The organism is Spirochaetales bacterium (assembly GCA_016930085.1).
GTDB lineage: Bacteria > Spirochaetota > Spirochaetia > SZUA-6 > JAFGRV01 > JAFGHO01.
The window spans coordinates 1-13205 of sequence record JAFGHO010000070.1 but is presented as its reverse complement, the minus strand read 5'-3'; the positions used below and the strand labels follow the sequence as shown (position 1 = coordinate 13205).

General features: G+C 49.9%; 16 protein-coding genes and 1 tRNA gene. 13 read left to right on the top strand and 4 right to left on the bottom strand.

The genetic code is table 11. From position 1 onward, the window contains the following. The first annotated feature begins 35 nt into the window (after positions 1-35). Both JW881_12930 and JW881_12925 read left to right on the top strand, forming a co-directional pair. Entirely contained in the window at positions 36-422 is a 387-nt protein-coding gene (locus JW881_12930) for a RidA family protein (GenBank protein MBN1698411.1), read from the top strand. Positions 423-436: 14 nt separating this feature from the next. After that, the gene (locus JW881_12925; GenBank protein MBN1698410.1) at positions 437-913 is read left to right on the top strand and encodes a TIGR00725 family protein; all 477 of its coding nucleotides are present in this window, start codon (positions 437-439) and stop codon (positions 911-913) included. A gap of 47 nt (positions 914-960) precedes the next feature. Here JW881_12925 and JW881_12920 read toward each other — a convergent pair whose 3' ends face one another. Further along, complete coding sequence (locus tag JW881_12920; GenBank protein ID MBN1698409.1) at positions 961-1410, bottom strand: DNA-binding protein; 450 nt, start codon at positions 1408-1410, stop codon at positions 961-963. Between the two features lie 8 nt (positions 1411-1418). Next, complete coding sequence (locus JW881_12915; GenBank protein MBN1698408.1) at positions 1419-2075, bottom strand: PilZ domain-containing protein; 657 nt, start codon at positions 2073-2075, stop codon at positions 1419-1421. Between the two features lie 366 nt (positions 2076-2441). On the opposite strand from JW881_12915, the gene JW881_12910 reads away from it, so the two are divergent. From JW881_12910 to JW881_12890, 5 genes are all read left to right on the top strand, one after another. Next, a complete protein-coding gene (locus tag JW881_12910) occupies positions 2442-3059 on the top strand; it encodes a hypothetical protein (GenBank protein ID MBN1698407.1) in 618 nt (205 codons plus the stop codon). An 11-nt stretch (positions 3060-3070) separates the two neighbouring features. Continuing rightward, a complete protein-coding gene (locus JW881_12905; GenBank protein ID MBN1698406.1) occupies positions 3071-3676 on the top strand; it encodes a class I SAM-dependent methyltransferase in 606 nt (201 codons plus the stop codon). 21 nt (positions 3677-3697) lie between these two features. After that, complete coding sequence (mnmA, locus tag JW881_12900) at positions 3698-4834, top strand: tRNA 2-thiouridine(34) synthase MnmA (protein MBN1698405.1); 1137 nt, start codon at positions 3698-3700, stop codon at positions 4832-4834. Between the two features lie 69 nt (positions 4835-4903). Further along, a complete protein-coding gene (locus JW881_12895) occupies positions 4904-6127 on the top strand; it encodes an OmpA family protein (GenBank protein MBN1698404.1) in 1224 nt (407 codons plus the stop codon). Positions 6128-6264: 137 nt separating this feature from the next. After that, a tRNA-Leu gene (locus tag JW881_12890) sits at positions 6265-6349 on the top strand. Here the strand turns inward: JW881_12890 and JW881_12885 are convergent. Further along, positions 6350-7546 (bottom strand): mechanosensitive ion channel, encoded by a 1197-nt coding sequence (locus JW881_12885; GenBank protein ID MBN1698403.1) that lies wholly within the window; start codon positions 7544-7546, stop codon positions 6350-6352. It lies immediately after the preceding tRNA gene. A gap of 84 nt (positions 7547-7630) precedes the next feature. Next, positions 7631-8368, bottom strand: coding sequence for a DUF1624 domain-containing protein (locus tag JW881_12880; GenBank protein MBN1698402.1), 738 nt, complete (start codon positions 8366-8368; stop codon positions 7631-7633). A 186-nt stretch (positions 8369-8554) separates the two neighbouring features. Here JW881_12880 and JW881_12875 point away from each other — a divergent pair, with 186 nt between their 5' ends. From JW881_12875 to JW881_12850, 6 genes are all read left to right on the top strand, one after another. Further along, positions 8555-9484, top strand: coding sequence for a ribonuclease Z (locus JW881_12875; GenBank protein ID MBN1698401.1), 930 nt, complete (start codon positions 8555-8557; stop codon positions 9482-9484). Continuing rightward, positions 9471-10490, top strand: a complete 1020-nt coding sequence (locus JW881_12870) for a metallophosphoesterase (GenBank protein ID MBN1698400.1) — start codon at positions 9471-9473, stop codon at positions 10488-10490. The genes JW881_12875 and JW881_12870 overlap by 14 nt, the downstream gene beginning before the upstream one ends. 689 nt (positions 10491-11179) lie before the next feature. Next, complete coding sequence (locus JW881_12865) at positions 11180-11458, top strand: antitoxin (protein ID MBN1698399.1); 279 nt, start codon at positions 11180-11182, stop codon at positions 11456-11458. Next, the gene (locus JW881_12860) at positions 11442-11843 is read left to right on the top strand and encodes a type II toxin-antitoxin system VapC family toxin (GenBank protein ID MBN1698398.1); all 402 of its coding nucleotides are present in this window, start codon (positions 11442-11444) and stop codon (positions 11841-11843) included. The genes JW881_12865 and JW881_12860 overlap by 17 nt, the downstream gene beginning before the upstream one ends. Positions 11844-12486: 643 nt before the next feature. Continuing rightward, positions 12487-12732 (top strand): CopG family transcriptional regulator, encoded by a 246-nt coding sequence (locus tag JW881_12855; GenBank protein ID MBN1698397.1) that lies wholly within the window; start codon positions 12487-12489, stop codon positions 12730-12732. After that, positions 12719-12997, top strand: coding sequence for a type II toxin-antitoxin system RelE/ParE family toxin (locus JW881_12850; GenBank protein ID MBN1698396.1), 279 nt, complete (start codon positions 12719-12721; stop codon positions 12995-12997). The genes JW881_12855 and JW881_12850 overlap by 14 nt, the downstream gene beginning before the upstream one ends. The last annotated feature ends 208 nt before the right edge of the window (positions 12998-13205 follow it).

Below are 13205 nucleotides of genomic sequence, written 5' to 3'. Positions count from 1 at the left end.
GGCACATATCAATCGACCCTTCAAGGAGGAAGATAATGGGACTATCATCCGTGCAAACCAACGGCGCCCCTAAAGCGATCGGGCCGTATTCACAGGCCGTGAAAGCCGGAAATTTCATCGTTACCTCGGGTCAGATCGCCCTGGATCCTGAAACGGGAACGCTGGCCGGAGACGATATCGAGGCACAAACGAGACAGGTTATGCGTAATCTGAAGGAAGTCCTTGGCGCCGCCGGTTCAGGATTCGGTAATGTCGTTGAAACCCTTATTTTTTGTACCGATCTTTCCGAGTTCGAAACCATTAACAGGATTTACGGCGAGATAATGGGCGGGCATAAACCGGCGCGTTCGACCATCGGGGTTGCCTCGCTTCCGAAAGGCGCAAAGATCGAAATGAGGATGGTCGCTTTTACGGAAGCGTGACGGGGATACGATCGATGATCTATGTGGGTATAATCGGCGGAAGCAGCTGCAGGTCTGAAACACGAAGGCGGGCATTGGAGACGGGTAAACTGATCGCAGGAGAAGGCTGGACACTCGTCTGCGGCGGTATGGGCGGCGTCATGGAGGCGGCATGCGAAGGGGCCCGGAAGGCCGGCGGTGTGACGATCGGTATTCTTCCGGGAGAAAGCGGGACGGCTGGCAATCGGTATCTTTCCTACAGAATCGTGACCGGGATGGGGCACCTGAGGAACGGGGTGGTCGTGCGGTCCAGCGATGTGATTGTTGCGTTCGAGGGAAGCTACGGGACGCTGAACGAAATCGCGTTTGCCAATATAACGGGGGTGCCCGTGATCGGATTCGGCAGCTGGAAGATCGAACCGGCCGGCGATGGCGATTCCCGCCCGTATATCAGGGAAGTGGGAACACCAGCCGAGGCCGTCTCCGCCGTCAGGGAAATACTCGGCATGTGACGAAAGAAGCGAAAACTGTTTTGAATCGATCGATATCGTGATACCCGCTATGATTCCGGGTCGAGGAGGTGAAATCCCGTTTCCCTGTCATGTGTTCGCGTGCCGCAGTTTCCGCTTATCTCGAGAAGGATCACTTCCGCCACTTTCCAGGTATCGATGCCGGGCCTGATGCAGCCGGTGAGTGTTGTTTCCTTTCTTCCGAACGCGGCGTGCGCGTGAAGGACGGGGGTTCCTGCGTCATTCGGAAAGATGGTCCCGATCCCGACGACTTCATGCACATCATGTAATTGAAAGAGCATCGGTTCGGGCGGCATGACCTTTCCGTCTTTCGGTCCCGACACGATCCGGCTTCCTTCCCCGATTCCACCCAGGAAAAAGCAGATGCCCCGTTTGATGTAATGTTTCGCCGCGAACTCCTCGATAATACCGGGAAGCCTGTCTCCATCCTCGAGTCTGATAACGAACAACCTGCCGATAAAACCCTGGGAATACTTCATGTTCTGCCTCAAAACGACGACGTTATCATTCTGGAATCATTGATTATTTCTTTCAGCAGCTGTTTATTTTTATCCGTAATATTCCAGAATTGTATGCCGGCGGCGTTTGTACTATAGGATAACGGCCTGCTCCACATCACTTTGCCGTAGGTGAGTATCTTTCTGTTTTTGGGAAAGGTAAGGGTAAGGATAAAAATACTGCCTGAGGGAATTTTTTCATCCGTCAGGATACAAATTCCCTCATGGTTGACGTTTCTAGTTTTTGCCTTTCCGTGAATCGAATAATCGACGGCCACATCTATACTGTACCGTTTCAATCTTCGCTTTTCGTGTTTCCGATTTCTGTTCTCCTCAATATACAGCCGCAGCGGATAATCGCCGGTCTGGGAGATCTTGAAAAACTTGAGTCCGTATTCAAACCGGTCATCGATGAGTTTCTTTTTACGTACAATCATACCCTGCGCCTGGACGTCCGCACCGGAAGGAAGTCCGATATCAAGGACTAGTGCGGTGCCGGCTGGAAAATCCCTTTCCGTCATAATGCATATTCCGCCCTGACTGATATCTTTCACGTCCGCCACGGCGTCCTCGGCATATTGCACTTTTTTCGGAAGCGGCACCCTGAAGAAATATCGCCTTTCTTTTATTGAATCGGTTTGCTTCATGGTTTTTCCATCCATACTATTGTAACAGATTATACGGATTATTTCAAATATAATATGAAATTGTTTCAGATGAAGAGTGAAATTACCCGGGTACCTTGAAAAATCAACCTTGAAAATAAGGACAAGACCGGCGGACTCGTATAGCGGTTGCGGAATGTCCGGAGGAGAGGCGCCGATACCGAATTTCGCGTATATTGACGGAGACTCGTAAAAATATTATCATTTTTTTATCGTATTCTTGGAATCGATTTTCACTGCCGGATTTTATAATACCTACAGATGCCCGGTATCGCCTCCCGTTCAAAACCGGCGGCATGAGGCGGCGGTGAAAGGGTTATCGGAAAATCCAATGAAAGGAGTCCCTGTATGGTGACGCAAAAGCGGATACTTGCGATCTGTATTGTCGTCTTTTGTCTCGCGTGTGTCGAGGAGGACCGTGCTTTGCTTTCGGAAGCCGAGCAGAAGCGGTTTGAAGAGGCGGCGGGTTCGGGGTGGACGATTCACGCGGAGGACGATGCGGTCGTCATAACGAGTATGCGTCCCTTCTGGTTTTATAACGGGGTCAGCCTCCCGTATATGACGGAAGGGGAGTTGGAAGCGTATATCCTGGAAAGCGGCAGAAAGGATTATTATGAAATCACCCTCAGATTCGTCAGACAGTGGACGGAGGAGGAAATCGATGTTGCCGGGAAGACGAACGAAGCGATTTACCGTGAAATCGGTGGATTGCGGGAAAAGCACAGACTGGGTCACCTGACGCCGAACAAGGAAAACTCATTTTTCCCCGAAACTGAAGCGGACAAAGAGAAGATCGAATCGTACGAACGTGACCGCGATCTACTTGAATCCCGTCTGATCGATATTCCCGTGTTTAAAAGTGAATTCCATTCTGTCTATATAACGGACAACCGTATGGGGTTCGAGGCGGTGTGGAGTGACGAGACGCCGCTAATCGATTTTTCCGTGATTTTCGAACATCATTGAAAGGAAGCCCGATGAAAGAAACGGTAAAGGAAACAATCAGTTTTTATGACAACATAGCCGAGCGGACATTCGCGAACTGGAAGGACGACCGGACTCTCCTTCCGGTACTACAGGGAATGCTCTCCCGCCTGCCGGACAGACCCCACATCCTCGATCTGGGATGCGGTACCGGCGTCGAATCCAGACGGCTTGTCGATAACGGGGCGGACGTGACCGGTGTGGATCTGAGCGAACGCTCGATCGGTTTCGCACGGGGCCATGTGCCGGAAGCGGAGTTTATCATCGCCGATATTCTGGATATGGCGTTCAGTGAAAACACATTCGACGGTGTTCTGGACGCGGGAACCCTCTTTCATTTTACCGGGGAGGATCAGGATATTATTCTTGCCAAGATCGCCTGTGCCCTCAAGGAAAACGGAATCTTTCTCTCGTTTTATCCGTGCGGTGATTCGGAAGGTATGCAGGAAATAGAGGTCGATCATGTCGTTTACAAGCGGTATGTGCGGCATTGCACGCACGATGCCTGGATAGAACAGGTCATGAAGCACGGTTTCAGGAAATATCATAAAGTGGAGTTCGAGTACCATACATTCAAGGCCACAGAGTTTTATGCCTGATAACGCAAAGGACCGGGAAAAGTGACGATAGCAGTCGGGTTGAGCGGAGGCATCGATTCGTCGATTGCCGCCTGTCTTCTCCGTGATCAGGGCCACGAGGTGATCGGTCTTACCATGAAACTGTATGACGGAACCGGAACGAAACTCGCTAAAAAAACGGCCTGTTTCGGACCCGGGGGTGAAGATAATATCGAGGATGCGCGCCGGCTTTGCCGGTCGCTCGGAGTACCCCATCATGTGATCGATCTGTCCCGGGAATATAATGAAACGGTGCTTGCCTACTTCAGAGAGGAATATCTAAGGGGAAGAACGCCGAATCCCTGTTTGAAGTGCAACCGGCACATGAAATTCGGTCTCCTGATAGAAAAGGCGTGGGCGTCCGGGATACGTTTCGATAAGTATGCAACCGGCCATTACGCCCTGACGGTGTATCATCCGGAAACGGGCAGATACCTCCTGAAAAAGGGGGTCGATGTTAAAAAGGAACAGTCCTATTTTCTCGCCCTTTTGCGTCAGGAACAGCTCGAACGAGCCGTGTTTCCCCTGGGCGGTTTGACGAAAGACGACGTCAGGCGGATGGCCCGGGAAAAGGGGCTTCCCGTTCTGGCAAAGAAAGAAAGCCAGGATTTTTACCGGGGAGATTATGCCGATCTTTTTGAAAAACGGCCGGAGGCAGGCGATATCGTGGATAAAAACGGGACGATTCTGGGGAAACACCGCGGCATCTGCTTCTACACCATCGGCCAGCGGCGGGGACTCGGCGTATCCCACAGCGAACCGCTTTATGTCGTCGGCATCGATAAAGCGGCGAACCGTATCGTTGTCGGGACGGAAGGAGACCTGTACAGTGAGGGCCTCATCGCGAGGAACCTCAACTGGATTTCGATGCCGGGGCCGTGCGGCGGCCCCCTGCGGCTCAAGGCCAGAATCAGGTACCTGCACACCGAACAACCGGCGACGGTGACGGCATATGAAGCCGCCGGAATAGCGGGTGACGGCGCATTGAAAACAGGGACCGCGGATGAACCCTCCGGTGCCGGTATGCCGGTCAGGGTCGTCTTCGACCGGCCGCAGCGGGCGGTCACACCCGGACAGTTCGTCGTCCTTTACGACGGGGATACGGTAGCGGCGGGGGGGATCATCGAGCGGTCCTTCTGAGCCGGAATTCCTCATTTGTATGGAAAAGCGCAACAAAAGGGTATATACTCATAGAAAAGGGGATGGTCTATGAAAAGAATAACACCGCTGCTCCCGGCACTATTCCTTTTGGGGACGGTCCTGGTGAACAGTATCGGTGCGGAAAACCTGTTCGAAGTGAAATATGCGGCCGGGGACAAGTACAAGATAACGGAGGTATCCGACCTCAGGAAGTACGTGAACAAAAAATACGAGGGGTTCGTGTACCGCCAGGTCCGCGGCATCATGGACGTACTGCCCGCAAAAGGCGGCGGGTTCAGGGTGGACGGCCATTTTTACGTGTTCGAGGAAACAAAGCGTGACACACGGCTGATCGCCAACCAGATCGATACGGTCGTTCCCTCATCGTTCACGATCACCCCCGACGGCCGTTACACGATTTCCGAAGCGGAATTTTACCCGCAGACAAGGGATTTTCCCGTGTTTCCCGACAAGCAACTGAAAAAGGGCGACAGCTGGCGGGCGTACGGCGTGCGTTATGTCGAACCGCTCCGCGACGGTGTTTTTACGAGGGTCAAGTTTTACTGCGAATATGTCTACCAGGGTGAGACGACCCTGGGAAAAGGGAAATATCACCTTATCACGGCCCAGTACGCCCTTCGCTATAAAAGGGGCGATGACCCGAAAGGGGACCCGCGGTTGAAATCGATCGATTACGCGGGACACAAAGTGAGCATCTATTTCGATACCGAATCGAACAAGCCCGTGTTCATGCGGGATGCCATTATCGAGAACCTGGGCGGTGAAGTATACACCTTTACCGACGGGAAGGAGATCGCGTTCAAAGGGGTCATCCTTACCTGGTTCGACATGATCGAAATCATGGACAAGGAACAGGTCGTTGACGATATCGAGGTCGTCCTCAAGGAGGATGACATCGAGGATGTGAATATCGATGAGACCGATGAAGGGGTGAAACTCACCCTCAACAATATCCATTTCGTTCCCGATCAGGCGGTGATCCTGCCCGAGGAAAAAAAGCGGCTCGAGGCACTCGCCGGGACGCTCAAAAAGATTAAGGATAGAAGCTTCCTCGTTATCGGACACACGGCGCTCTGGGGAACGGAGAAGGAGCAGTACGACCTTTCGGTCAAACGCGCGAAGGCCATCGTCGACTACATGGTGTCAAAGGGGATCGAGGCGAAGCGCTTCCTCTATGAAGGCCGCGGCGCAAGGGAACCGGTCGCGCCGAACGATACGGAAGAAAATATGCGGAAAAACCGTCGTGTGGAGATCGTGATCCTGGAAGATTAAGCGTGAGATCCGCCGCACCCCGCACTTTTTTCACGGTATATATTTATTTACCATACATGGATGTACATCCCGGTGCCCGGTTTCGTCGCTTTTTATCTTGACCTTGACGGGTGTGATGTGCTAAAAGGTGTAATTATGCCGGAGTGGTGGAATTGGCAGACACAGGGGACTTAAAATCCCCCGGCTTTAAAAGCTGTACCGGTTCAAGTCCGGTCTCCGGCATCAGCTTTCTTTCTCTTTTCCGTTTTCTTCAATCATCGGCTGCAGGGAATCGGACTTTCCTTCAATGTGTTTTTCCTCTTTTATATGCAGGTCGAGTTGGGGGAAAGGAATCCGGATGTTTGCCGCCTTGAACTGTTTCCATATTTCGAGGTTGGTCCAGGCCATGGCTTCGTATTTATTTTTCGCGTGCCGTATCCATGTCCGCAGCTCGACGAGAATTCCCGAATCCTGGAAATCGACGACCCTGTACTCGGCCGTGGGCTTTGAAATCGCAAAGGGATTTTGGGCGGCAAGGGCGAGGAGCACTTTGCCCGTGTACTCGAGATCGGTTTCGTAGGAGACCTGCACCCTGTTGACGATGATGATGATCGGGTCTTTATACGAATAGTTGTGAATGCTGTTGGCGATAAGCTGCGAGTTCGGTACGATGATCGTTTCATTGGTGAGGGTGTCGACGACCGTCGAGAGCATCCGTATCTGTAACACCTTGCCCTCGATATTGTTGACGATGATCCTGTCCCCTTCCTTGACTGGGCGTTCGAAGAAGATGACGAGTCCGGAAAAGAAATTGGATACGATGCCCTGAAGCCCGAATCCGACCCCGATACCGAGCACCCCGAAGAGGACGGCAAGGGAGGAGAGGTCGATGCCGATGATCGACAGCCCGAGGATGAGGCTGATGATAAAAAAGCCGTAGCGTATGAGTTTCGAAACGGAGAATTTCGTGGATTCGTCGATTGAAAGGTTGGTGAACAGCGACCGGTCGAGCACCCGCTTGATCCTTTTGGAGATGAACGAGGCGAGGAAAAAGATGGGAATGGTGAGGAACACGGTGATGATCGATATCCGTGTTGAACCGGATGAATAAAAGGGCGTGGCAAGGATCCGCCAGAAGCCCTTGACGTAATTGAAAAACTCTTCGCCCAGAAAAGCGACAATGATCATGACAAAACCGATAAAAAGCAGAACGCGCAGCAATCGTTTGATGATTTTAACCACCCGTTCCTTCATTTCCGACACCGGCTGTTCCGGTCTGAGTATGAGTTTTTTGATCACGATCATGATAATATTGTAGAGAATGAACGTCCCCAGCAGGGGGAGAATGACACGCAGCAGGAGATCGAGGGGGGCGAAAAAGAGCGTGGTTTCTCCGAAGGTGACGGGGGTGGTGAAGAACGAGGCAATTTGTTCGAACATACCTTTAATTTCGGCATTATTTGTGTGCGCATAAATCCCGCGTGGAAAGATTTTCCACGGACAGCCCGATAGGCCGGGCCGGGACTACCTGATACCCAGGTACTGAAGCAGCATAAGTATCCCGTAGATCAGGGGAAGATGCGCGCAATAGATGACGAGGGAATGCCTTCCCAGAAAGGCAAGGCCGTGCACGGGAAGAAAACATTCGGTGCCGGGGAGGGGAAACGTCCGTTCTCCACCTTTATAGAGGATGTTGCCGATAAAGAGACCGATCGGGACGAACGAGAACCAGGGCAGGAGGGGAAGGTAATCGACCGGATAATAATTCTCCGGTCTGAATCCGAGCCAGAGCAGCCAGTAGAAATCGAATCGGTATAACCCCAGAAGAATTCCGGCGCCGAGAACACCGATGCCGAGAAAAAGGTTCAACCAGGTATATCGGAGGAGGGGAAACGCGAGAATAATGGAGACACCGATCAGGTGAAGAATACCGAAGAGGACCGCACGGTCTTTCAGGACGACAAAGGTGACGATACTGATCACGCATCCGACGGCCGCAATAGTAAGTCCGCGGAAGAGGAATTTTCTGAAAAGGGCGGGGGGGGTGAGGCGGTCTTTTACCCTGTTGTAACTGAGGGTGAGCGATATGCCGACGATGACGAGAAACGAAGCCGCAATACAGCGGGGGAAAACCCACCAGAAGCCCTCATGGATATCGAAATCCAGATATTCGAACATCACGAGGTTATACATGACGTGAAAGAAAATCATGAGTATGATCGCGATTCCGCGCACGGCATCCACTTCCCGGTAACGTTTCATGAGACAGTTGTATACTTTCTTCCGAAAAGAATCAAGGCGGCCGGCGCATCGGCGGATACGGTCCGGCGTTATAATAATAATCCTGCGTCCCTTCTCCCTTTTGTGATTTTATGATAATAATAAAGGAAGAAAAGAGCCTTCTTCGGGCCGGATGAGCAGATAAAGAAAGGATGAAACAGGTTTATCATGATCATGGAAGCGTTTGTTCTCGGAACGGGCGGGATGATGCCCCTCGTGGGGCGGAATCTCACATCGGTGTTGATCCGGCGGGAAGGGGAGCTTTTTCTCTTTGACTGCGGGGAAGGGACACAGGTCGCGATACGGAAACTCAATATCAAGTGGAAAAAAATATCCGTCATATTCGTTTCGCATACCCATGCCGATCATGTGACCGGCATCCCCGGGATTCTCATGCTCTCCTCCCAGGTGGAACGCGAGGAACCCCTGACCATTATCGGACCGCCCAAGATCAGGGAATACGTGGAAGAGAATTGCAGAATCCTCGAAATGTTCATCAACTATAAAATCATCGTGAAGGAGATTACGCAGCCGGGCTGCGTGTACGAGGGCGACGGGTTTCACGTCAATGCCTTCTGGCTCAGCCATTCGAGGCCCTGCATGGGGTACACCTTCGAGGAAGAAAAACGGCCCGGCGTCTTTTATCCGGAAAAAGCCCTGGAACTCGGTATTCCGAAAGGCCCGCTCTGGTCGCGGCTTCAGCACGGCGAGGAGGTCCTCCTCGACGACGGAAGAACCATCCGTCCCCTTGACGTGACGGGCGAGAAGCGAAGCGGGAGAAAGATAAGCTTTATCACGGACACGGTGTACCGGCCGGAGTTCGCGGGCCATATCGCGGAAAGCGACCTTCTGTTTTGCGAAGGGATGTTCGCCGAAGACATGGCCGATAACGCGGCCGAAAAAAAACACCTCACGGCCCGCCAGGCCGCCAGGATCGCCCTCGAGGGGGGCGTGAAGAAGATGGGGCTCATCCATTACAGCCCGCGGTACACGAGAAAGGAACTCAAGAAACTGCTCGCCGAGGCGGGCGAGGTATTTCCCCGCACGTTTTTGACAAAGGACCACCAGGTCATGGACATACCTTATGAAGAAGACTGATATCGGGTCCGTAAAACGAATGCTCCTCAGGGCGCAGTCCAGGACAGCGCCCGCACACGCCTCCGAATACTGCGGGCTGCTCGACAGGGTCAACGCCGTTCTTGAATCCGAAGATCCCCGGACGAGACCGCGAGACACAAAGGGACTCCCCGGGGGAATCGTCTACCTCGGACACGACCGGCGGACCATCATCGTCCCCGACCTCCACACCCGGCTCGGTTTCCTCAATACCGTTCTCACTTCCGGGGACGGACTCGCATTGTCCCTGCTCGCGGAGGGGCGGCTTCAGGTCGTCTGCCTCGGCGACGGGCTGCACAACGAACAGAACATACAGCGCTGGCTTTTAGCATATAACGAATACGAACACGGTTTCCGCGACCACCGCTTCATGGACGAGGAGATGGCGGAGGGGCTCGGACTCATGGAAGCGGTGATGGAGCTGAAATGCACCTTCCCGGACGGCTTCCATTTCCTCAAGGGCAACCACGAGAATATCGCCAATGAGACCGGGAACGGGAATTACAGTTTCTACAAGTACGCCGAAGAAGGGGCGATGGTGACCGCGTACGTGAAAAAGGTCATGGGGAAGGAGTTTTTCAATGCGTATTACCGCTTTGAAAAAAACCTCCCCCTCTTCGCCGCGGGCCGCAATTTTCTCACCTCCCACGCGGAGCCCGCGCGGTTTTTTTCCGAAGACGAGATCATCGAATACCGGCGGAACCAGGAAGCCGTTTACGGACTCACCTGGACGCCGAACAACAAGGCCAAAGCGGGAAGCGTGGAAACGATGCTCGACCATTACATCGCGGAGGAGAACAGGGAGGAGGCGTATTATTTCGGCGGCCACAGGCCGGTGAGGGGGCTTTTCGGCAAACGGGCGCACGGGAGATACATCCAGATACACAACCCGGACCGGTACGTCGTGGCCGTGATAAAGGAGTCGGGCGGGATTGACCTCAAGCAAAGCATCATGGGACTGGACGACGGAAAATATATCGGCATTTGAGGCATCGGTATTGCTTTTTTTTCAAAACAAGCTATAATGAAAACGGGTTTCGATAAAACCTTTAACTCACACGGTCCGCGCCAGCCTGTTTCGGCGGTGGCACGGGTCACGACCGGGAAGGAGACAAGGGACGGGGGCCCGTCTTGACAGCCCGTTTAAAAAAAAGAGGTTAACGGGGTATGGCGAGGTTTGCGCCAAAATGGCCGCGGTACAGGGTTTGAGACGATTGCCGGGAAACCTTTTGCAAACTAATGTGAGAAAATGGAATTTCACACGGAGCGCACGAAGGACACAGAGGAAGATAATTAAAATTATTTCTTTGGTAAAGCCGTAGCTGTTCAAAGCTAATTAAAATTTTTCTCTGTGCGCCCCGTGAGCTCAGTGTGAAATTTTTTAAATTTTTTAAAAAATTCCGAGAGCCGCAACACCGGAGGCGGGATACCGGATGACAGGTACAGGAGCGGAAGAAGGCGGGCGGTATTATGTCATTTTACTCCGGGAGATATTGATTAACATAAGCAAACCACCTGCTTTCAGACTGTTTGAAAACTTGTTGCCTCCGGAAACCGGATACAGTGTATATGTCTGCGGATTGACAAGGTCGTTATTTGAAATACCGGATTTTTCATGAAAAGTGCTTGACTTTTCATGAAAAATAAGTACATTGCTTATAATAGAGAGGTGATATTATGGCAATTCTGCAAGTTCGCGATCTTGACGACAGATTATATGCTTCATTAAAAGCTATTGCAAAAAGTGAAAATAGATCTATCAGTCAGGAAGTAATTTCTATTATAGAAAAGTATCTTTCAAATCCGGCAATTTATAAAAGTAACCCGACAAGAGAATTCATATCACTTTCCGGCGCATGGGAAGATGATCGAAATGCAGATGAAATAATTGATTCGATAAGGAAATCCCGTAAAAATTCAAAAAGACTAAAAAAAGAAAATGGCATATTTGATTGATACCGATATCATTATTTACAGCATTAAAGGTAATTCCGTTGTTCATGATCATTTTTTGATAAATGAGAATATACCAAAATCGATTTCGGTGATTACATATGGAGAATTATTATTCGGTGCCAAAAAATCACAAAATTATGAAAAAAATATCGCTGTCGTTTACAGGATCAAAGAATTATTCCCGATAATAGATATTGACAAAGCGATAATTGAAACATTTTGTGAATTGAAAGTAAATTTACAAAAAGCAGGTTCACCAATTGATGATTTCGATTTATTGATAGCATCAACAGCTCTTACAATGAATTATACACTTGTTACGAATAATGAAAAACATTTCAATAAAATAAAAGGATTAAAACTGGAAAATTGGTCCGGGAAATAAATAACGGGCAGCACATTATATTTCACATCATACAAGCTGCGTCGCTATCGATTCATGGTCTTATGAACATGTTCCTTCTCGATGCTACGGTAAACGTCTTATATGCTTTGAACGAACTCCTCGGATAACTTCACGGTTGTTCGCGATGAGATCCGAATAACAGGCCGGCGGGAAAGCGGGGTGGATGTACGTGTATACGGGAACGTTCATGTCATCAACGCAGCAAGACGAATGAAATTCAGGCATATGTCGGTACAAAAGGTACAGGTACGATAAAGCGTACGCCGGACAGTCCGGCATTGAACAAAGCGGATTTTGATGAGGGTGATACGGAGAAGTAAGGATATACGAACATGGTTCGGATATACATCCGGATTGTATGGATATGCGAAGCATGTTCGTATATGAAGAAGATGAGCAAAATTTCGCTTCGCTCCATTTTGCTCATCGGGGCGGCGGGCAAGCCCGCATGACGGGCGGTGGCGAAGCGCCACACGCCCATCATGCGGGTTGACGAAATTGCACTCCGGCCAGCTTCGCCACCCCGCCATCCCGTTGTACTCAATTTGGCCATTATGAATAAAATGTATTAATAGCTTGACAAATGTATTCAAAAATATTATCCTGTATTCAGAGGTGATTTATGTCCAAAACAGTAACTTTACGTATAAATGATGAGCTTTTTAATAGGTTAAAATCGCATGCTGAGGAAGAGAATAGAACTCTATCAAATTTTATAGAAACTGCAGCATTAAGATATATAGAAGAAATTGATCTCATCGATGATTTTGAAATGCAAGAGATATTAACTAATGAATCATTGTTAAAACGCCTTAAAAAGGGAAGTGAAGATGCCCGAAAGAAAAGAGGGCGTTTTGCCAAAGTATAAAATATTTGAAACAGACCAATATTTACATAATCTTTTAGAAATTAGTGAAAATATACAAAATAAAATTAGTAAGAAAATAAGTAATTATGTTTATAAGCAGCTTTCTGAAAATCCATATTATGGTAATAATATAAAAAAATTGAGAAACTATTCTCCAGAAACATGGCGATATCGAATTGGCAATTTTCGTATGTTCTATGAAATAGATGAGAAAGAAAAAATAGTATTTATAGTTGCAATAGATCTAAGAAAAGATGCTTATTAACCATGATAAAGCGGCGTACAACAGCGTATATATACTCCGTTCCCGTTGGTCACTTCGGGCTCCGCCACATTTTCACCTCTACTAACGCTATGGTGAAAACGTTATATATACACGGAACGATGTAACCGTCAATTTCAACCCGTCAGGATTTTTCTTCGGTAATCAGCTTCGGATCGATACGATGAGGAAGGAGATTTCTTAGCTGTTC